The organism is Pseudoalteromonas sp. NZS11, assembly GCF_015864765.1.
GTDB classification, from domain to species: Bacteria; Pseudomonadota; Gammaproteobacteria; order Enterobacterales; family Alteromonadaceae; genus Pseudoalteromonas; species Pseudoalteromonas arctica.
Genome location: NZ_JADYWP010000002.1, coordinates 299,361 through 319,566, shown reverse-complemented (window position 1 = coordinate 319,566; position 20,206 = coordinate 299,361). Strand labels below are relative to the sequence as shown.

Genomic DNA, 20,206 nt, shown 5'->3' with positions numbered 1-20,206 from the left:
TATATGCACACAGATATAATAAAAATAGGTATAAGCGCCTGCTTAGCAGGCGAAAAAGTTAGATTTGACACAGGACATAAAAAGTCAAATTTTTGTATGGATGAACTAGGCAAACACGTTGAATACACACGGTTTTGTCCGGAAGTAGCTGTTGGTTTACCGATACCTCGTCCAACTATTCGCCAAGTTAAAGTGGGCGATACTATTAAAGTATGCCGCCCAGATGGCACCGGCGAAGTAGGCCAACAACTTACTGAATATGGTAAAAAAGTTGCAACTGAACAAGCTAAAGAATTAAGCGGGTTTGTATTTTGTGCAAAAAGCCCAAGCTGCGGTATGGAGCGCATTAAAATATACAATGAAGCAGGAACAGGTAATACCTCAGAAGGCGTTGGTTTTTTTGCTGAGCAAATAATGAAGCACAACCCATTATTGCCATGTGAAGAAAACGGACGTTTAAACGACATGCATTTACGTGAAAACTTTGTAATGAGAATTTACGTATTTAAAAACTGGCAAAAATTAGCACAAGAGCCGCTTACGGTTCACAAGCTTACTCAATTTCACTCTCAGTATAAGTACTTGTTAATGGCTCATAACTATCAAGCTTATCGTGATTTGGGTAACCTGCTGGGGACTTATGTAGGTGATGATATAAATGCAGTTGCTGATGAATATATTCTAGGTTTGATGACGGGTCTTAAAAAACCGGCTTCTCGCAGAAATAATTGCAACACGCTAATGCATTTACAAGGTTACTTTAAAACTGATTTATCGAAGGTTGAAAAACAAGAACTTCGTGATGCGATAGATGAATACCGCGAAGGGTTGGTGCCATTGTATGTACCACTTACCTTGTTAAAACATCATTTGAAGGTTCACCCAAATGAGTACCTTGAAAAACAAGTGTTTTTTAACCCTTACCCTCACGATTTAAAACTACGATTTGGTATTTAATGGATACATTATTTTGGTTTAGGCGCGATTTGCGCCTTTTTTCTAACGAAGCGTTAATTCAAGCGCTAAATAATGGCGCTAAACACGCCATTTTTTTTGTGTCTGAAAAACAGTGGCAACAGCACCAAACTGCGCCTATTCAGATTGACTTACTCAAGCGCCGAGTTACTTATCTTCAATCTCAGCTTGCTGATTACGGCATTACTTTACATGTTATTGAAGCGCCAAGCTTTTGTGATTGTACGCGTGAGCTTATTAATTTTTGTAAATCAAACGATGTAAAACACGTAATTGCTAATACAGAATATGAGCTTAATGAAGTAAACCGCGATAAAGCAATTTTGCACGAATGCGATGAGCTTTCAATTACTTTTACTTTGTACGAAGGTGATTTAATTGCACCTGTTGGAACGGTTAAAAATCAAAGTAATGAAATGTATAAAGTGTTTACTCCATTTAAGCGAGCATGGCTAAAGCAGTATCAAGATACACATTTTAGTTTGCCTCAATGGCCTCTAACTTCTGATCCAATAAAATTTGATGAAAGCGACTTACTAAAAAGTGATGGATGCTCGGATAAGTGGCCGGTTGACGACGAAACACTCTCAACCGTAGTTGATAATTTTATATGTGACAAACTTACAAGCTACGACGATCAGCGTGATATACCCAGCGTAAAAGGCACATCAGGTTTAAGCCCGTATTTAGCACTTGGTATTGTGAGCACAAAACAGCTGCTTATTAATATTCAGCAGCGTTATCCTGATATTTTAACTACGTCAAAAAGTAAAACGTTTACGTGGATTAACGAGCTTGTTTGGCGCGAATTTTACAGGCATTTAATTGCTGAATTTCCGAAGCTTTCGCGCGGTGATAACTTTAACGAAAAGTATAACGCCGTAGTGTGGCGTAAAAGCGAAAATGAATTTACAGCATGGTGTGAAGGGCGTACAGGTTACCCGTTAGTGGATGCTGCAATGCTACAACTAAAGCAAACCGGTTGGATGCACAATCGTTTACGTATGGTTGTTGCGAGCTTTTTAACTAAGCATTTATTAATAGACTGGCGCGAAGGTGAGCGCTTTTTTATGCAGCACCTAATTGATGGCGATTTAGCCTCTAATAATGGTGGCTGGCAGTGGGCTGCAAGTACTGGGTGTGATGCTCAGCCTTACTTTAGAGTTTTTAACCCTATCAGACAAAGCGAGCGCTTTGATCCAACTGGCAAGTTTATCCGTAAGTATTTGCCAGAGCTTGAAAACGTGCCAGATAAACACATTCATTTTCCACACACTTATTTAGCCGCAATAGGTAAAGATAAGGAATGTTACTGGCCAGCAATAGTTGATCATAAAGCGGCACGAGAACGTGCACTTGCTGCATTTAAGGTGTGATATGGATAACCAGTTACCAGTAGATAAATTTGTTGAAATATACCAACAGCTTGATAGCACTAATCTTGATTTATTGAGTGATATTTACTGTGACAACATACAGTTTATAGACCCGATGCATGAAATTAATGGCATTGTAGAATTGCGCAGGTACTTTGCTAACTTATATAGCAATGTTAAGCATTGTCAGTTTGATATTAGCGATTCGTTTGATAGCGGCAACAATGCTTTTATCTATTGGACTATGCACTATGCACATCCAAAGCTTTCATCAGGTAAAACTATATCGGTAGAAGGTCATAGCAAGCTTATTTTTGAAAATGGCAAAATTATCAAGCACAGAGACTACTTGAATGTGGGCGAGTTGCTGTACAAACATATTCCTTTACTTGGTAGTGTTATAAAGCTAATTGATAAAAGGGCAGGTTAATTATGATCACACTTATAACGGGTGCTACTTCTGGTATTGGTGAGCAGTTAGCAATTAAATATGCGCAATTGGGAGACACTGTTATAGCTTGTGGCCGTAATAGTGAAAAGCTCGCTGAGCTTGCTAAATACGACAATATTCAAGCGTGTAAATTTGATGCAACTAATCTACAAGACATTAAAGAGTCTACTATTGGCTTTCCTCATTTTGACCGTGTTATTTTAAACGCCGGTAATTGTGAATACATAGATGACGCGCGAAATTTTGATAGTGCATTGTTTGAGCGTGTAATAAACGTAAATTTACTCTCTATGGGGTATTGCCTTGAGGCGCTACTTCCTAAAATAAATTCAGGTGGTCAGCTTGTTTTGGTCAGCTCAAGTGTTACCTATCTTGCGCTACCTCGTTCAGAAGCTTATGGTGCATCAAAAGCGGGTGTAAGTTACTTAGCAAAAAGCTTAGCTGTTGATTTAGATGATGTTGATGTGACTTTAGTTCACCCTGGCTTTGTGAAAACTCCGCTTACTAATAAAAATGATTTCCCGATGCCTATGGCTGTTACCGCTGAAAAAGCCGCAGACTATATGATTAAGGGAATACATAAGCGCCGAAAAGATGTTCACTTTCCGTACCGTTTTACTCTTATATTAAAAGCATTACGTATTTTGCCACTCCCAATTTGGCTTAAAATCGCAAAAGGATTAGCCCGTTGAAAAAAATAGCAATAATAGGAACTGGTGTATCTGGTTTAACATGTGGGCATTTGCTTCATAAACATTACGATGTAACCGTATTTGAAAAAAATGATTATATAGGTGGCCACACTGCAACGGTTGATGTTGATGTGTGCGGCATAAAATACGCAATAGATACTGGTTTTATTGTATTTAATGACAGAACTTACCCATACTTTGAAAAGTTACTATCGCGTATTGGTGTAGATAAACAAACAACGCAGATGAGCTTTAGTGTTCATAACGAAGCCACTGGCTTTGAATACAATGGCCATACGTTTACAAGCCTGTTTGCACAGCGTCGTAATATTTTTAGACCTAAGTTTTGGCGATTATTGTACGACATTGTTAGGTTTAACAAATTGTGTAAAGCACTACATGAAAAAGATGATTACCAGTCTGATCAATCATTAGGGCAATTGCTTAGTGACAATCACTTTAATGACTTTTTTAAATACCATTATATTCTTCCGATGGGCGCAGCTATTTGGTCTACCAGTATTAAAGAAATGGAAAATGTAGGCGTTGAATTTTTTGTTAAGTTCTTCTTTAATCATGGCCTTTTAGATGTAACAAATAGACCACAGTGGTATGTAGTACCAGGTGGCTCTCGTCAGTATATTAAGCCACTGATCAGAGGCTTTGCTGATAAAATTAAACTTAATACAGATATTAAATCTGTTACGCGTCAAAATGATGAAGTAACAATAGAGTTTGCCAATGGTGAATTAAGTAAGTTTGATAAAGTAATATTTGCTTGTCATTCAGATCAGGCGCTTGCACTACTTGGTGATGCGACTGAGCAAGAAAAGTCAGTATTGGGTGCAATAGCTTACACTGAGAATTCAGTTGTGCTGCACACCGATACAAACCTTTTACCTGATAGAAAAGCGGCATGGGCAAGTTGGAACTACCTACTTAATAACAACACTGATAAAGCAGCTGTTGTTACTTACCAAATGAATATTTTGCAAGGTATACAATCGGATACACAGTTTTGTGTAACGCTTAATCACCTTGAAGGAATAAGCCAAAGTAAAATTTTGCGCGAGTTTACTTATCATCACCCTGTATTTAACCAAGAGTCAATTGCTGCTCAAAAGCTTAAACACAGTATTGATGGACAAAACAATAGTTATTTTTGTGGTGCTTATTGGTACAATGGTTTTCATGAAGATGGCGTACACAGTGGTGTAGATGTAGCCAAGCAACTTGGGGTCGAATTTGACTAGTGCAGTGTATTTAGGCGATGTAAAACATCGCCGTTTTGCTGTTAAAGAACATCGTTTTAGTTACCCTTTGTATATGATGTGGGTAGATTTAAATAATCCTCAACAACTAAATGGTGTGCATAAGCACATAGGTACGTCAGGCTTAAAAGCGTTAAAATTTAATGAAGCTGATTATCTTAAAGACACCTCAGAACTTGCTAAACGACCTCTTATTGAGCGTGCGCATGATCAACTTGCCAATTTAGGTATTACTGAAACCTTTTCTCATATTTACATGTTAGGGCAGCTTCGTTGTTTTGGTGTGTATTTTAGCCCTGTTAATTTTTACTTTTTTGGCCACAACGACACCCGTTTTAAGTACATGATAGCTGAAGTGAGTAATACACCATGGAACGAACGTCATTATTATTTAGTCCCTTTAGAAAAAAAAGTGAACTTTAAGAAGGTTTTTTCCGTATCACCTTTTATGAATCTAGATATGAACTATCATTGGCATGTTAAACAATCGCCTGATAAAACATTGATACACATTGAAAATAAGCGAAATGAAGAGTTATTATTTGATGCAACACTTCGCTTGAAACGTAAAGAACTCACTAACGAAGAGATTAATAAGTTGTTTAAACGTTTTCCGGCCATGACATGGTCTATTTTCAAAGGTATTTATTATCAAGCATTAAAGTTGTTTATAAAGCGAGTACCTTTTCTAGGTCACTCAGGTAAGCCATAAAGCACATAGGTAGTCAGGACAATTAATAGGTATTTTAATGGATAAAGTGTCGAGCTTAAATTGCGAACAAAGCACTAGTTGGTTAACTAATATATATAAAAAATTAGTGACTAAAGCCTTTTCGTCAATTGAAACAGGTCAAGTTGTTTTAATTGAAGGAAATGAGCGCACAGTTTTTGGTGATGTATCGTCTGCGTTAAAAGCAACAGTAACAGTTAATGATAAAGCTATGTATAAAGCGTTTGCGTTATCTGGGAGCGTTGGCGCTGGTGAAGCGTATATTTTGGGACATTGGTCTTGTGACAACTTAACTTCATTCATTGAGATATTTGCTATAAACGAAAAGCAACTCGATGAGTTTGAAAAAAAATTCGCATTTTTTAGTAATATCGCACACCGATTTAATCACATAAAAAACAAAAATTCAGAATCGGGTTCTAAGAAAAATATTGTTGCTCATTACGACTTAGGTAATGATTTGTACGAATCATTTTTAAGTAAAGAAATGCTTTATTCAAGTGCTGTATATCCTACAAAAGAAGCCACACTTGAAGAGGCTCAGCAATACAAGCTTAAACGCATTTGTGAGCAAGTTGAGCTTCAAAAAAATGATTCAGTAATTGAAATTGGTACAGGGTGGGGGGCATTTGCTATATATGCAGCCACACATTACGATTGCCATGTAACAACAACAACCATATCTGATGAGCAACATGATTATGTAGCTAACAAGATTGTTGAACTTGGTCTTGAAAGTAAAATAACATTACTTAAGCTCGACTACAGACTACTAAAAGGTAAATACGACAAGCTTGTTTCTATTGAAATGATAGAAGCGGTTGGTCACGACTATTTACCTAGCTTTTTCACTCAGTGTGGTGAGCTCCTAAAAGACGATGGCGCCATGCTTATTCAAGCAATTACTATTGGCGATCAGCGTTATAAGCACTACTTAAAAAACTCTGACTTTATTCAGCAGTATATTTTTCCGGGCGGATGTTTGCCATCGCTTAACGAAATGAGTGAGCAGATTAAAAATAATACCGATATGGTTATTCATACTGTTAATGATATTGGCGCTCACTACGCACGAACATTAGCAGACTGGCGAACTCGTTTTATAAAAAGCTGGCCTGATTTAGACCGCTCTAAATTTGATGAACGCTTTTATCGTTTATGGTTATTTTATTTTGCTTATTGTGAAGGTGCGTTTAGAGCCAGAGCAACAAGTACGGTACATTTAATGGCGCGTAAACCTCGTTTTACTAGTGATAACGATGATATTGCGCTCGGTTACTAATTTTGTTTTATTTCAAGCAGTGTGGTTTTTATCACTGCTGCTTGAAGCCAATTTGCTACTTTTTAGTGGCTTGATTATTGTTTTAATGTTTTGTTTGTCAAAGCAGAAAAAACAAGACTCCTTACTATTAATTAAAGCCCTACCTTTAGCACTATTGTTAGAATTTATAGCGGTAAAGTTAGGCTTGTTAGAATTTAAAGTTTATCCCTTCCCTCTATGGCTCGTGTTTTTATGGGCTGCATTACTACTTTCTTTAAATACCTCAATGTTTTTTTTGAGTAAATTAAAGCTTTGGCAGGCCTTTTTGGTATGTATGGCATTTGCGCCAGCAAGTTATTGGGCTGGAGCGCGCTTTGAAGTAATAAGTTTAGGTTTACCTTTATGGCAATTCTGGCTCGTTTACGGGGCGCTTTGGTCTACAGTGTTTACTGTTATTCTTTTTATAAACCAAAAAATCAAGTTATTCATCAATCGCTGATCTTCCACAATTTCTATTTCGTAACATTACCCATTGACTCAAAGGGAGCTTATTTTGAAATTTTTACTAAAGGCAGTTACTTTTTATTTGCTTACCACTTCAATTGTTTTAGCTAACACACAATTTAATAAAGTAGGCGAAGCACGAATGGAGTATTTATTTTGGGATGTATATGACGCTGTGCTATTTACCCCTTCAGGTAATTACAGCGCAGAAACACATCCTGTTAAGTTTAAGCTTACCTATTTACGTGACTTTGACGCTAAAGAAATAGTAAAAGCAACAAATGAGCAGTGGGAACATCTTGGAAAAACAGGGCTGGCAGATAAATACGACAGTAAATTGTTGTCTATTTGGCCTGATATAAAAAAGGGTGACTCACTAACATTAGTGACAAATGAGCAAGGTATGAGCACTTTTTATCATAATGATGAAAAAATGGGTGAAATTGATGAACCTCAATTTTCGAGTGACTTTTTAGCTATTTGGCTTGATGAAAAAACCTCTGAACCAAAATTACGAAAGCAATTATTAGGGAATTAATATGAACATATTAAACACGTTAAAAGCAGCTGTTATGAGCCTCTCGGCTCTACTTTTAATTAGCTGTTCGGCACCAAATGTTGAACATTATAAAAATACATCGCCAAATTTCGACTTTAAAACGTTTTTTAGCGGAAATTTGAAAGCCTATGGTGTTGTACAAGACTTTAAAGGCGAATTGACCCGAAAGCTTGTCGTAGATATGAATGCGACTTGGGACGGTAACCAGGGCGTTATTGAAGAAGACTTTGTTTATGATGATGGCGAAACCCAAAAGCGAATCTGGAAAATAACGTTAAATGAAGACAATAGTTTAACGGGGACAGCAGCTGATGTTATAGGTACAGCAAAAGGCAAAAGTGACGGCAGCGTATTTCATTGGAATTATGATGTAGAGCTTCCATACGATGGCAGTACTTTAGAAGTGAATTTTGACGATTGGATGTACCTGGTTACACAATCGCGCTTGATAAACCGCACATCTATTGTTAAGTTTGGAGTCGAGGTCGGGGAAGTGACCTTAGTTATCGAAAAAATATAGCTTATTTACCCAGTTGCTTAACTTGCGCCAAAATTGTACTCAAATTAAGTCTTTGTTAACCCAACACGCTGTATTCTACCGAGAATTATTTAAATTTTACTCATTTTTTAAGAATTTAAGCAAAAAATGCAATTTGCTGTTGCTAACTCTTTAAAAATGCATAAAGATAGGTTTTGCGAAGGCAAAATAATAACGAATAGGAATCTAACAATGAATAAAGCTCAATTAGTTGAAAAAATTGCTACTGATGCAGAAATCTCTAAAGCCGCTGCTACTCGTGCTCTTGACGCGTTTACAGGTGCTGTAACTTCTTCTTTAAAAGAAGGTGATTCAGTAGCATTAGTTGGTTTTGGTACTTTCTCAGTAAAAGAACGTGCAGCTCGCACTGGCCGTAACCCACAAACGGGTGCTGAGATCCAAATCGCAGCGGCAACTATCCCAAGCTTTAAAGCAGGTAAAGGTCTTAAAGACCAAGTAAACCCTTAATAGGTTTAACGAATTAAAATAAAAAAAGAGCTATTTAGCTCTTTTTTTTTATGTTTAATAAAGACATCAATTGATGCCTTTATATTATAAATTTATGCTTTTAAGGCTTTATCGCCTCGGCCAATGCCAACAGCACCAGAACGTACAACTTCAATAATATCGGTTTCATGGCGAAGTGTGTCTAAAAACGATTCTATTTTGTCTGTACTGCTCACTAGTTGCAGGCTATAGCTTTGTCGGCCCATATCTAAAATAACACCCTGAAACACATCAACTACGCGGGTAACCGCTGCACGAGTCGTCTCGTCTTGAGCAAATACCTTAACAAGCAATAACTCTCGCTCAATGTGACTCATTTCTGTTAAATCGATAATTTTAAGCACGTCGACTAATTTGTTAACTTGTTTTGTGATCTGTTCAACCACTCTGTCATCACCCATGGTGGTAATGGTAATACGTGATAACGACTGATCATCAGTTGTGCCAACAGTTAGGCTGTCAATGTTGTATGCACGTTGTGAAAAAAGCCCAACAATACGCGACAGTGCACCTGGTTCGTTTTCTAATAAAATAGATAAAATACGACGCATTATGCTTTCACTCCTTTACGTAACCACATCTCATCAATGCCACCTAACTTGATTTGCATTGGGTATACATGTTCTTTTTCGTCTACAAGAATATCTAAAAAGACTAAACGATCGTTTATGCTCATAGCTTTATCGATTGCAGGTTGTAACTCATCAAGTGTGTTTACTTTAATACCCACATGCCCGTAGCTTTCAACCAACTTAACAAAATCAGGCAGTGAGTCCATGTAAGATGATGAATGACGACCGCCGTAAACCATATCTTGCCATTGGCGTACCATACCTAAAGAGCGGTTATTGAGTGATACAACTTTTACAGCTAGGTTGTACTGCAAGCAGGTAGATAGCTCTTGAATATTCATTTGAATAGAGCCATCACCCGTAATACATACAGACTCTTTATCAGGAAAGGCTAATTTTACGCCCATAGCAGCAGGTAAGCCAAAGCCCATAGTGCCTAGGCCGCCAGAATTTATCCACTGACGAGGATGCTTAAATGGGTAATATTGCGCTGCAAACATTTGGTGCTGACCAACGTCAGAACTTACGTAAGCATCGCCATTAGTGGCTTTATAAACAGCTTCAATAACGGCTTGTGGCTTAATTTTGTCGCCATCTGTGTTGTAGCTTAAACATTTTTGTTCACGCCAGCTGATAATCTGGCGCCACCAATCTTCTTGCGCGCTGCGATCTATTTTAATTGGGCTTTTATCAATACCCGTTTGTAGTTGTTCAAGTACGGTTGCTAAACAACCTACAACTGGTATGTGTGCTTTGATTGTTTTTGAAATTGAAGTTGGGTCAACATCTACATGTACAATTGTGGCATTTGGACAAAACTTTTTAACGTTATTAGTTACCCTGTCATCAAATCGTGCACCAAGCGCTAAAATCACATCGGCGTTTGCCATTGCTTTGTTAGCCTCAAGCGTGCCGTGCATGCCTAGCATACCTACAAAGTTTGGATGTACACCTGATATGCCGCCAAGCCCCATTAGTGTATTGGTAATGGGCGCATTTAACGATTCAACTAAATGCGTTAATTGCTCTGACGTATTTGAAATAACAATACCACCGCCAGAATAGATAACCAGTTTTTTGGCCTCTAGAATAGTTGTTACCGCTTTACGAATTTGTTTTGAATGCCCTTTAGTATTAGGGCTGTATGTTCTTAGCTCTGTTGTTTTAGGAAATTCGTATTCAAACTTTATAGCAGGGTTAAGCATATCTTTAGGAAGCTCAACTACAACAGGTCCAGGACGACCTGTACTGGCTATATAAAAGGCTTTAGCTAAGATTGTTGGGATTTCTTTAGCACTTCTACAGTTAAAGCTGTGTTTAACTATAGGGCGAGAACAGCCAACAATATCAGTTTCTTGGAATGCATCATCGCCAATCAAACTTGTAGGCACTTGGCCTGATAATACAACCATAGGAATTGAATCCATGTAGGCCGTTGCAATACCCGTTATACAGTTTGTAGCGCCAGGGCCTGAGGTTGCAAGTACAACACCGACGTCTCCAGTAGCACGAGCATAACCATCAGCCATATGTGTGGCAGCTTGTTCATGACGTACTAATATATGCTCAATATCATCTTGCTGAAAAAGTGCATCATATAAGTCTAAAACCGAACCACCGGGGTAGCCAAATATGTATTTTACCTTTAACTCTTTTAATGCCTGAACTACTAGTTCAGAGCCATTATATTCTTGTTTGCTCATCCTCATTCCTCTGTGCGCTTTTTTATGCATAAAAAAACCCCCGCGTAGTGCGAGGGTTTTTAAAAAGCAGTATCACCTTTTAATACATCCCCGCTGGGCTTATAACTAAGACCAGTACGAGTACGACTAAAAGGTTAATTTGTGTGTTCATAGTTTTTACTCTACTTAGCAAAACACTGCTTTTAAATTAAAAATTCTGTATAGGTTTATTTTTAAGGGTTTTGAACTCTTATGTCAACCTTGAAAGTGGTTTTTTGCATTTTAAATTCGTTTTGTAGCTTTTTTTAATTTAAATCTGCGGAAATACTGTATTTAACTGAGTTAACTAGCAGAAATTATGCGTTTTAGGTTGTGTGTTTGATTTTAGTTATAAAAGAGTGTGAAAGACCATTAACTTTTATTGCACATGTTAACTATATGTTTTTATCGCATGTTTAAATTTCTATTATTAGGTATGATTACTACATAATTATGTTTGAGGAAAACACAGTGAAAAAAGTGACGTTAATTGCGCTTTTAACTACGCTATTAAGCCCTATAGTAGCGGCTAATAATTTAAGCCCGCATGATGTTGGTATAACTAACGAAGAACGTATTTTATATTGGCTTAAAAAAAGAGACCAAATATCCTCTAGTGAGTTAGATAGTTCATTTAAGTCATATATGAGTAACAAAGACGTTGCCAATCACTCAATTAAAAATGGCTTTAGGCGATTTAAATCTTCCTCTACGGATTTTTCAAACACAAATAAACAACAAGCCGCTTTTTCAACGTCGCTAGTGCCTGATCAAAGCGTTAATGATGTAAAAGTGTTAGCTATCTTAATTGATTTTCCTGACCTCAAACATGACGATAATCGACTTGTAGAGCAAGACACAGATATGTTTTACGCTGATTATTCAACTGAACACTATCAGCAAATGCTTTTTAATACTCAAGGTTATGCGGGCCCTGATGGACAAAGCTTATCAACGGCTGCAGATTATTATAAAGCAGCGTCTGGTAATAGCTTAAACTTTAACGGGCAGGTATATGGCTGGGTAACTGCTGATAGTAATGCAAAAATATATGGTGAACGCCAAGGCAGTACGCGTGATAAAAATGCGCCCGCTTTAGTCAAAGAGGCTGTGGAGAAGGCGGTTGCAAAGTTTAATATTAATTTAGCGGACTATGATTTAACTGATTTAGATGATGTTGATGGCGACGGAATTATTAATGAACCCAACGGCATTATTGACCATGTAATGATTTTTCATTCAAGTATTGGCGAGGAAGCGGGTGGTGGCTACCTAAGCACCGACGCTATTTGGTCGCACCGCTACTATGTATTTGATGAAAATAGCGGGCCGAGCGAGATTACAGGCAGCAGTATTAAACTCTTTGGTTACACAATTAATCCAATTGATGCTGGGATTGGCGTGGTGGTACATGAGTTTGGGCATGACTTGGGATTATTAGATGAATACGACTTACAATCTAACACGGTAGGTGAGCCTGTTGCGTCTTGGTCAGTTATGTCGACAGGAAGTTGGGCAGGTTCGCCACGAGGTTCAGAGCCTGTTATGTTTAGTCCTTATGCGCTTGAATATTTACAAAATCGATACCAGGGTAATTGGGCTAATCAGCTCACGCTTGATATGGATGAGATAGATGCTAACGCACAGCAAACATTAATTAATACTGCGAGTACTTCACAACTACAAAGCCAAATAAAAATAACACTGCCATCTCGACTCGAAAAATTTAAAACGCCAGTAGAAGGCGATTTTCAATACTATTCAAATACGGGCGACAATGTTAGTAACAGCCTAGTTAATACAGTAACGCTACCAAACACAACTGAGGCACTTACTTTAAGCTTTATTGCTTATTATAGTATTGAGCGCGACTATGATTTAGTACAGGTAAAAGTAAATGGGGAGCCTATTGCTAGTAATTATACCCAAGCAATTAACCCATACTATGGTGACATTGGTCCGTATATATCAGGTGATTCATTTTTTAATAGTGATGCTAAGCAGCCTAACGGCTATTTAACTCATGAGTTTGATTTATCTGCTTATTCTGGGCAAATCATTGATCTAAAAATTGAATACATAACAGATGCGAACACACATTATTATGGTTTTGTTGTGGATGATATGCGTATTGTGCAAAGTGATACTTTAATTTGGCAAAATAATGCACAAGATCAAATTAACACCGAGTTTAATGGCTTTGAAAAAATAGGTAGTTACACATATGCATCGCCATCACATTACTATTTACAATTGCGTTCATACACAGGCGTTGATAGTAGTTTGCAAGCAGAGCAGTACTCACCGGGATTATTATTGTGGTATAGCAATGAATCTCAAGCAGATAACAACACGACAGAGCATCCAGGTAGTGGTTTTGCATTAGTGGTAGATGCTGATCAGCGCTCGATAAATAAAGGCAGTACGCAAACTCCGGCTGCTTCAGCAATTCAAATTCGTGATGCTGCTTTTAGTTTATATCCACAGCGAGCTGGATTAGGTGATGATGATTTATCAGCTATTACAGAGTTTACTGATAAAACCGACTATAGTTTTTCAGCGCAACAGCCATCGGGCGTTGTGCTTCCACAGGTTGGCTTTGGGTTTAATATTATAAGCCAGTCAGCTGATAGTGAAGATATAGAAGTAGAGCTTAATTACGATGTTACTAAGGGTATTAGTTTTACCAAAACAGGTTTAATCGTTAATTTTAATGTAGAAGGTTTTGCACTCACGCCAGCGGATAAATTCACGTGGAATTTTGACGATGGTAGCTCAAGCACAGAGTTAACGCCTACTCATGAATATCAAGACTATGGCACCTATAGCGTTGAGTTTATGGCAAGTAATGATACTTCACAGCAAGTAGCTGTAGCTCAAGTTACATTAGTTGAGCCATTATCTGTAAATGAAATTGAATATGAAATAATCCAAGGAATATTAACAGCTCAAGCTTCGTTTACAGGTGGAGTCGCACCTTATACTTATAATTGGCAGCTAGGGGATGGAAGTACTTTAACGACGCAATCGCTCACTTATAATTATTTATACTCTGGTGATTACCAAGTAACGCTTACAGTGACAGATAACGAAGGCACGGAGCAAACTAAAGCGGTTGATGTAACGGCAACTGTTCCGCTTAGCATAGACGCAAACGTTACAGTAAATGATTTAAGCGCTCAATTTAATGCGCAAGTAACCGGCGGCTTTAATAGTTATAATTACAGTTGGGATTTTGGTGATGGCAGTGCGGTATCAAACTTACAAAACCCAAGGCATACTTATCAGACTGGCGGGGCATTTAGTGTAACGTTGAATGTTACTGACACTCAAACAAATGACACTTTTGCTAAAGAGTTATCTCTTACAGTGCAAAAGCAACAAAGTAGTTCGGGTTCAAGTGGCGGATCATTGGCAGGTTTATTAGTGTTATTACTTTTATGCTTACCTAGGATAAAGCGCAGCTAGCAAATAAAAAAAAGCCCGCTAAATTAGCGGGCTTTTTAAATTAATAACAAATATTAATTATAAACGGTCAATTACTGATTGAGTGAAATCAGTTGTACCGTGGCTGCCGCCTAAATCGCGAGTTGTACGGTCGCCTGATTTAATTACATCAGCAACAGCACTACGAATACGCTCTGCTGTATCGCCCATATCTAAATGCTCAAGCATTTGGATAGACGCTAAAATTACAGATGTTGGGTTAGCTAGGTTTTTGCCAGCAATATCTGGTGCACTACCGTGTACAGCTTCAAAAATTGCAGCGTCTTCACCAATGTTAGCACCTGGAGCCATACCTAAACCGCCAACTAAACCAGCACAAAGGTCAGATAAAATATCACCAAATAAGTTAGTCGTAACAATTACGTCAAACTCTTCAGGTGTCATTACCAGTTTCATACACGTTGCATCAACAATCATTTCATTTGATTCAATTTGTGGGTAACGCTCAGCTACTTCACGTGCTACTTTTAAAAACAAACCAGATGTTGATTTTAAAATGTTAGCTTTATGAACAGCAGTTACTTTTTTACGACCTTCACGTACCGCTAGCTCATATGCAAAAGTTACGATTTTTTCTGCGCCTTCACGCGTAATTATCGATTTTGCTTCTGCTTCATTACCGTCTTCACTTACTATTTGGCCTGCACCTGAGTACATACCTTGCGTATTTTCACGAATAGTAATGATATCAATATCGTCGTAACGCGCTTTAGTGCCAACAAATGATTTAACAGGGCGTACGTTAGCGTATAAACCAAATTGCTTACGAAGTGTTACGTTAATAGACGTAAAACCTTCACCTACAGGCGTTGTTAATGGGCCTTTAAGAGTGATTTTGTTTCTAGCTATTGTATCAACCGTGTCTTGTGGAAGTAACTCACCTGTTTTTTCAAGTGCAGCTAGGCCAGCATCAACAAATTCATAATCAAAGTCGCAACCTGCGGCTTTTAATATTTCAAGTGCTGAGTCTATAATGCTCGGACCGATGCCGTCGCCTTTGATCACTGTGATGGTTTGTTTGGCCATTGACTTTTCCTTTAAAGAGTTTGATTTGCACATAAATTATTACCCTGAGAGGATAATCGCTTGTTAGATCATTTATGTGAACGTGCTTGAAAATTTAAGGGCGCATTTATATCAACTTATCACCCATTTTGCTAGTTTATACAAGAAATACTGGGTATACACCAAAGTTATAATGGGTATAAAGACGTTAAATAGGTTTCCATAAATTAAATACTATTAAATAACGCGAGAGATTCTAATTTTTGATTAAAATCAGTTGGGTTTTGCCAATTTAGTATTTTCAGCTGTTCGTTTAATGTTTGCAGTTGCCACGCTGTTAGCGCAAGTTCTGGTTTAAAAACACTCTGTGCAACAATTTTAAGTGTGATCCAGAGTTTATGAGAATCAGTTAAGTGTTTTTTAGGTGTTTGCTCTGCTTCTAAAAGTGCCGTTGTCCATGGGTTGTCACTTAATAAATGAGTAAGCTGTTGCGTTAGTTGCTCGTTATTAATTGAATCCACACCAAAAAATGAGCAAATAGGGGCACTCAATGTTTTATTTGGTGTGTCGTCAATCAGCGTTTTACGAGAAAGCTGTGTACTGCATTGCGTTAATAAAAAATGAGCATAAGCATATAAAGGTAATGTAATGTGTTCAAACTGGTCGTGTTTATTTTTACTGACTAATAAGGCCATTATTTTCACTAAACCATTTAATCTGTTAGTAACGTAGGCTTGTAGAGGGTGTGGGGTAACATTAACTAATTGCTCAAAAACAACTCTTTGAATTATCGCGGGCGCATTATAATAACCGACCATCGATAAACTATGCTTTAAGTCTTTAGCGGCCTGATGCTCCTTATTATAAGGTTTTACTGCCTCACATAAATTAGCAACTACCTGAGGGTGAGCCGCCATTAGCTGGCTTAGCCCTTTATAGCTATATTCGTGCTGTGACTTAATATTACTTATTAGTTCAAGTAAAGACTGTGCTTTATCAACGCCAACCACACTTTTTGACTTAACATGTTCACTGTTAAACACTTTGAAGCTAATGGTTTTATCAGCGCAATGCCATTGTTTTGGGTTGTCGTTAAGGGTTGCTTTAACGCTAAACCAAGCCAATTTATTTGGATTAGCGGTACTAATTAAAATATGTTTTTGCTGCGCATCAGTCGCTAAATAAATCATGGTTTGCTCGGCATAAAAAACGCGGCTTCCCGGTAACAGTGGCCCCAAATGGGCTATAAGTGATTTGATTAGCTGCAGTGCAAACAAATTTGGTGTGCGAATGTACAAGTCAGTAAGTGCTTTAAATAAACTCATGTGTTTATTAGCCGTATTACTAGTAATGTTCATACTAATAATATTTGCTAAAGCAATTAGTGTTATGCCCCCATCGTAAAGCATTATTTTAGGAGCACTTACCAATGCTTGTTTATATTTACTTAACTTAGCTAATAATTGCGTAACGGGTTTGGCAGAATCGCCACTGGATAACATTACTTTTGCAGCTAACTGATGACGCATTTTCCATATGTTTTTATCAGAGTCTTGAAAAGGTGTTTGCTCACAGAGCTTGTTTAATTGCGCTCCAACACATAAATGCTCAATGAGTGAAGCCGTTATGTATAGCTCGCTTAGGGCATTGTTATAGTGTTGAGATTTACAAAGTGCAGCGGTTATTACACTCTGACTAACAACTAAGTTGGTGGCATAAGAATAATTAGGATTATAAAGTGTTAAACGAGCTTGTAATGCGAATGGCTGTTCGCTATAGAGCACTCTATATTGCTCAGCTAGCTTACTTGCCATGGGGTATAAGGCTGTCCATTTTTGTTTATTGTTATAATAGCTTAAAAACAGCTGCGTATTATTAAGCAGCTGCTCTAAAGTAGTTGAAACAGCTTCATCCATTAAACCTTCACCTAATTTTGTTCTTGATATTTATTATATGCACTAGGACCCCATAAAAATAGCTGCCCATTTTTAAATAATAACCCAGTACATTCATCCATAGTGGTTATACCGTCAGATGTTTTATGCTGTGTACGGTAAAAAACAATCTGAAATACCTGTTCACCATCTCGTTTGGCATAAGTAAGGTCGGGGCTGCCTAAATAATCAAGCACAGTATTTAGTGTTGTTGGCTGCTCAAGTGATAGTTTTTCGATATAACGTTTATTAAAAGCTTCTCGGTCTTGCCAGATCATAGCCTGAGGATCGTCTTTATAAAAAGTGATCACCAACGCTGCTATCAGTGCATATAGCCCTAAACCTAAGATTAAATATCGGATAAATTTTTTCAATATGGTTTACTCTGACTCCGGTAACTAATAATAGTATACGTTTTGTAATGTTTAGAGGCTATTAACTTGCGACTAATTAAGTCTTAACTGCTTTAAACTAAAGCCTAAATTTATATCGGTGCGTAAACTAACCAAGTGCTTTGAGATTACGTACATATCCATATTAGCGGCTAACTTTGCTTTAATACTCGGGCTTAGAGACTCATCTTCTGCGGCATGCTCAATTGAATTATAGTTATTAACTATTTGCTGCGCAGACTTAGTACCTATTCCTTTTACTCCCGGAATATCATTTGTTTTATCACCAGCCAAAGCCCAAAAATCAACGAGCTTATTTTGCTCAACACCAAAACGCTCTTTTATACTTGTCTCATCTAAATAGAGTTTTTTAAAGTAATCATAAACTGTAATGTAGGGGCCTAAGTAGGGTAAAAAGCCTTTATCAGTAGAAACAACAGTATTAGCTATTTGATTATTTGATGCCTTAAACGCAAGCGTTGCAATAATGTCATCGGCTTCATCGTTAATAGGCTCAAATACAACAATACCGGTTTCTTCTATTGCGGTTTTAAAGTGCTCTAAGGCATCTTTTAGCACTTGAGGCATTGGGGCACGGGAGTGTTTGTAGTCTTTATAAAAATGATAACGCCAGCTTTTGTCACCATCAAATACCGCAATCGCATGGGTTGCATTACTTGTATCTAAAAGCTTTTTACACGCATGAGCTACACGTGCACAGCACGTTTGTATCATTTGTTCATCGCTGTGATGTTTTTGATTAGCGTCAACGGCGTAAATGCGCCTAATTAAATTAAGCGCATCAATAAGAAGTAAATGGGGTTTCAAACTATAAAACTCATGCTTTTATTTTGTAACACGGAATGTATTTGCTGCCAGGGAGTTTCATACGGCCTTGATCAACAAATGCTTGTAATAACGTATCCATATTTTCCATAAGGGCAGGCTCGCCACTTAAAATGTATGGACCGTTTTGCTTAATGGCTTTAACGCCTTCGTCTTTTACATTTCCAGCTACAATACCTGAAAAAGCTCTGCGTAAATTAGCCGCTAATAACTGCTTTGGTTGATCAAGATGTAAATCAAGACTTGCCATATTTTCGTGTGTTGGTGCAAAAGGTTGTTGAAAATCGTTATCGATTTTTAACGTCCAGTTAAAGTAGTAGGCATCGCCTTCACTTTTACGGTAATCACGAACATTGGCCATAGCCGATCTTAGCTTTTGTCCAACTAACTCAGGATTATCAATAATAACTTCAAACTTATCTAATGCTTCTTTACCAAGCGTCATTTCAACAAATTCACACAGCTCTTTAAAGTACGCTTCACTTTCTTTAGGGCCAGTTAAAATCACAGGCAAACATTGTTTGGTGTTATCTGGATGAAGTAATATGCCTAATAAATATAGCAATTCTTCAGCAGTACCTGCGCCACCAGGAAAAATGATAATAGCGTGAGCTGTTCTTATAAAAGCTTCAAGGCGCTTTTCAATGTCAGGTAAAATAACTAATTCGTTAACAATAGGGTTTGGTGGCTCTGCAGCAATAATGCTTGGCTCTGTTAGGCCTAAGTAACGGTTATTGGTATTGCGCTGTTTTGCATGGCCAATAGTGGCACCTTTCATTGGGCCTTTCATGGCACCAGGGCCACAACCAGTACAAATATTTAATCCACGTAAGCCCAGTTCGTAACCTACTTGTTTTGTGTATTTATATTCAACTTCGTTTATTGAGTGTCCGCCCCAGCATACAACCATACTTGGCTCGCTATTAACACGCAAAGCACCTGCATTTCTGAGCATATCGAATACCATATGAGTAATGGCTTTTTGCTCTTTTAAATCTTTTTCGTATTTTTGACAAATAAACAAAATATCGCGAATAACAGAAAATATATGCTCGTGAATTCCGGTAATTATTTCGCCATCAATAAATGCGGTTTCGGGTGGGTTTTCAAGCTCAATTTTAATGCCTCGTTCGCGGCTTACTAAACGAATATCAAAATCTTTGTATTTGTCGTATATATCGCTACTTTCGTCGGTATGGCTACCTACATTAAGCACTGCTAGTACGCAGTTTCTAAATAACTTATAACGCTCACTAGCAGAAGATTGCTCTAATAAATCAACTTCTAATTGCGACAGTAAATCTAAAACCCCAGTTGGGTTTAACTGTATTAACATAGACGTTCTCCTTACTGCTAAATCGTAAA

Annotated in this window: 19 protein-coding genes; 12 read left to right on the top strand and 7 right to left on the bottom strand. The window is 37.7% G+C overall.

The window, feature by feature from the left end; translation table 11 throughout:
• Window positions 1–3 precede the first annotated feature (3 nt).
• The 11 genes from I6E82_RS05120 to I6E82_RS05070 all read left to right on the top strand — a co-directional run bounded on the left by I6E82_RS05120 (window position 4) and on the right by I6E82_RS05070 (window position 8,825).
• Window positions 4–957, top strand: a complete 954-nt coding sequence (locus I6E82_RS05120) for a YbgA family protein (protein ID WP_024591090.1) — start codon at window positions 4–6, stop codon at window positions 955–957.
• Entirely contained in the window at window positions 957–2,351 is a 1,395-nt protein-coding gene (phrB, locus tag I6E82_RS05115; protein WP_197113787.1) for a deoxyribodipyrimidine photo-lyase, read from the top strand. The genes I6E82_RS05120 and phrB overlap by 1 nt, the downstream gene beginning before the upstream one ends.
• Window position 2,352: 1 nt before the next feature.
• The gene (locus I6E82_RS05110) at window positions 2,353–2,781 is read left to right on the top strand and encodes a nuclear transport factor 2 family protein (RefSeq protein ID WP_197113784.1); all 429 of its coding nucleotides are present in this window, start codon (window positions 2,353–2,355) and stop codon (window positions 2,779–2,781) included.
• Window positions 2,782–2,783: 2 nt separating this feature from the next.
• Complete coding sequence (locus I6E82_RS05105) at window positions 2,784–3,494, top strand: SDR family NAD(P)-dependent oxidoreductase (RefSeq protein ID WP_024591087.1); 711 nt, start codon at window positions 2,784–2,786, stop codon at window positions 3,492–3,494.
• Window positions 3,491–4,747: an NAD(P)/FAD-dependent oxidoreductase gene (locus tag I6E82_RS05100; protein WP_007580703.1), complete on the top strand. Its 1,257-nt coding sequence runs from the start codon at window positions 3,491–3,493 to the stop codon at window positions 4,745–4,747. Before I6E82_RS05105 ends, I6E82_RS05100 begins: the two co-directional genes overlap by 4 nt.
• Window positions 4,740–5,477: a DUF1365 domain-containing protein gene (locus I6E82_RS05095; RefSeq protein ID WP_007580701.1), complete on the top strand. Its 738-nt coding sequence runs from the start codon at window positions 4,740–4,742 to the stop codon at window positions 5,475–5,477. The genes I6E82_RS05100 and I6E82_RS05095 overlap by 8 nt, the downstream gene beginning before the upstream one ends.
• 37 nt (window positions 5,478–5,514) lie before the next feature.
• Window positions 5,515–6,777, top strand: coding sequence for an SAM-dependent methyltransferase (locus I6E82_RS05090; protein WP_165735776.1), 1,263 nt, complete (start codon window positions 5,515–5,517; stop codon window positions 6,775–6,777).
• Entirely contained in the window at window positions 6,755–7,255 is a 501-nt protein-coding gene (locus tag I6E82_RS05085) for a DUF2878 domain-containing protein (RefSeq protein WP_197113781.1), read from the top strand. Before I6E82_RS05090 ends, I6E82_RS05085 begins: the two co-directional genes overlap by 23 nt.
• 54 nt (window positions 7,256–7,309) lie before the next feature.
• Window positions 7,310–7,798, top strand: a complete 489-nt coding sequence (locus I6E82_RS05080) for a chalcone isomerase family protein (RefSeq protein ID WP_024609161.1) — start codon at window positions 7,310–7,312, stop codon at window positions 7,796–7,798.
• 1 nt (window position 7,799) lies between these two features.
• Window positions 7,800–8,339 carry a DUF3833 domain-containing protein gene (locus I6E82_RS05075; protein WP_010552971.1) on the top strand — a complete coding sequence of 180 codons (540 nt, stop codon included), beginning with the start codon at window positions 7,800–7,802 and terminating at the stop codon, window positions 8,337–8,339.
• A 210-nt stretch (window positions 8,340–8,549) separates the two neighbouring features.
• The gene (locus tag I6E82_RS05070; protein WP_002962474.1) at window positions 8,550–8,825 is read left to right on the top strand and encodes an HU family DNA-binding protein; all 276 of its coding nucleotides are present in this window, start codon (window positions 8,550–8,552) and stop codon (window positions 8,823–8,825) included.
• A gap of 92 nt (window positions 8,826–8,917) precedes the next feature.
• Here I6E82_RS05070 and ilvN read toward each other — a convergent pair whose 3' ends face one another.
• Window positions 8,918–9,415 carry an acetolactate synthase small subunit gene (gene ilvN / locus I6E82_RS05065; RefSeq protein WP_007580691.1) on the bottom strand — a complete coding sequence of 166 codons (498 nt, stop codon included), beginning with the start codon at window positions 9,413–9,415 and terminating at the stop codon, window positions 8,918–8,920.
• The gene (locus I6E82_RS05060; protein ID WP_010552970.1) at window positions 9,415–11,139 is read right to left on the bottom strand and encodes an acetolactate synthase 3 large subunit; all 1,725 of its coding nucleotides are present in this window, start codon (window positions 11,137–11,139) and stop codon (window positions 9,415–9,417) included. Before I6E82_RS05060 ends, ilvN begins: the two co-directional genes overlap by 1 nt.
• Window positions 11,140–11,628: 489 nt before the next feature.
• On the opposite strand from I6E82_RS05060, the gene I6E82_RS05055 reads away from it, so the two are divergent.
• Window positions 11,629–14,625: an immune inhibitor A domain-containing protein gene (locus I6E82_RS05055; protein ID WP_197116984.1), complete on the top strand. Its 2,997-nt coding sequence runs from the start codon at window positions 11,629–11,631 to the stop codon at window positions 14,623–14,625.
• Between the two features lie 57 nt (window positions 14,626–14,682).
• Here the strand turns inward: I6E82_RS05055 and I6E82_RS05050 are convergent, their stop codons facing one another.
• The 5 genes from I6E82_RS05050 to ppnN form a co-directional block, all read right to left on the bottom strand.
• A complete protein-coding gene (locus tag I6E82_RS05050) occupies window positions 14,683–15,690 on the bottom strand; it encodes an isocitrate dehydrogenase (protein ID WP_007580684.1) in 1,008 nt (335 codons plus the stop codon).
• Between the two features lie 206 nt (window positions 15,691–15,896).
• Window positions 15,897–17,585 carry a hypothetical protein gene (locus I6E82_RS05045; protein ID WP_197116982.1) on the bottom strand — a complete coding sequence of 563 codons (1,689 nt, stop codon included), beginning with the start codon at window positions 17,583–17,585 and terminating at the stop codon, window positions 15,897–15,899.
• An 11-nt stretch (window positions 17,586–17,596) separates the two neighbouring features.
• Entirely contained in the window at window positions 17,597–17,980 is a 384-nt protein-coding gene (locus tag I6E82_RS05040) for a DUF3192 domain-containing protein (protein WP_024591078.1), read from the bottom strand.
• A 69-nt stretch (window positions 17,981–18,049) separates the two neighbouring features.
• Window positions 18,050–18,823: a flap endonuclease Xni gene (xni, locus tag I6E82_RS05035; protein WP_007580680.1), complete on the bottom strand. Its 774-nt coding sequence runs from the start codon at window positions 18,821–18,823 to the stop codon at window positions 18,050–18,052.
• Window positions 18,824–18,833: 10 nt separating this feature from the next.
• Window positions 18,834–20,177 (bottom strand): nucleotide 5'-monophosphate nucleosidase PpnN, encoded by a 1,344-nt coding sequence (ppnN, locus tag I6E82_RS05030; protein WP_197116980.1) that lies wholly within the window; start codon window positions 20,175–20,177, stop codon window positions 18,834–18,836.
• Between the last annotated feature and the right edge of the window lie 29 nt (window positions 20,178–20,206).

Coding starts and splice junctions, on each gene's coding strand:
- ppnN (WP_197116980.1), bottom strand. CDS start 20,177: ATGTTAATACAGTTAAACCCAACTGGGGTTTTAGATTTACTGTCGCAA.
- I6E82_RS05050 (WP_007580684.1), bottom strand. CDS start 15,690: ATGGCCAAACAAACCATCACAGTGATCAAAGGCGACGGCATCGGTCCG.
- I6E82_RS05060 (WP_010552970.1), bottom strand. CDS start 11,139: ATGAGCAAACAAGAATATAATGGCTCTGAACTAGTAGTTCAGGCATTA.
- I6E82_RS05110 (WP_197113784.1), top strand. CDS start 2,353: ATGGATAACCAGTTACCAGTAGATAAATTTGTTGAAATATACCAACAG.
- I6E82_RS05075 (WP_010552971.1), top strand. CDS start 7,800: ATGAACATATTAAACACGTTAAAAGCAGCTGTTATGAGCCTCTCGGCT.
- I6E82_RS05090 (WP_165735776.1), top strand. CDS start 5,515: ATGGATAAAGTGTCGAGCTTAAATTGCGAACAAAGCACTAGTTGGTTA.
- phrB (WP_197113787.1), top strand. CDS start 957: ATGGATACATTATTTTGGTTTAGGCGCGATTTGCGCCTTTTTTCTAAC.
- I6E82_RS05070 (WP_002962474.1), top strand. CDS start 8,550: ATGAATAAAGCTCAATTAGTTGAAAAAATTGCTACTGATGCAGAAATC.
- I6E82_RS05105 (WP_024591087.1), top strand. CDS start 2,784: ATGATCACACTTATAACGGGTGCTACTTCTGGTATTGGTGAGCAGTTA.
- I6E82_RS05045 (WP_197116982.1), bottom strand. CDS start 17,585: ATGGATGAAGCTGTTTCAACTACTTTAGAGCAGCTGCTTAATAATACG.
- I6E82_RS05085 (WP_197113781.1), top strand. CDS start 6,755: ATGATATTGCGCTCGGTTACTAATTTTGTTTTATTTCAAGCAGTGTGG.
- ilvN (WP_007580691.1), bottom strand. CDS start 9,415: ATGCGTCGTATTTTATCTATTTTATTAGAAAACGAACCAGGTGCACTG.
- I6E82_RS05120 (WP_024591090.1), top strand. CDS start 4: ATGCACACAGATATAATAAAAATAGGTATAAGCGCCTGCTTAGCAGGC.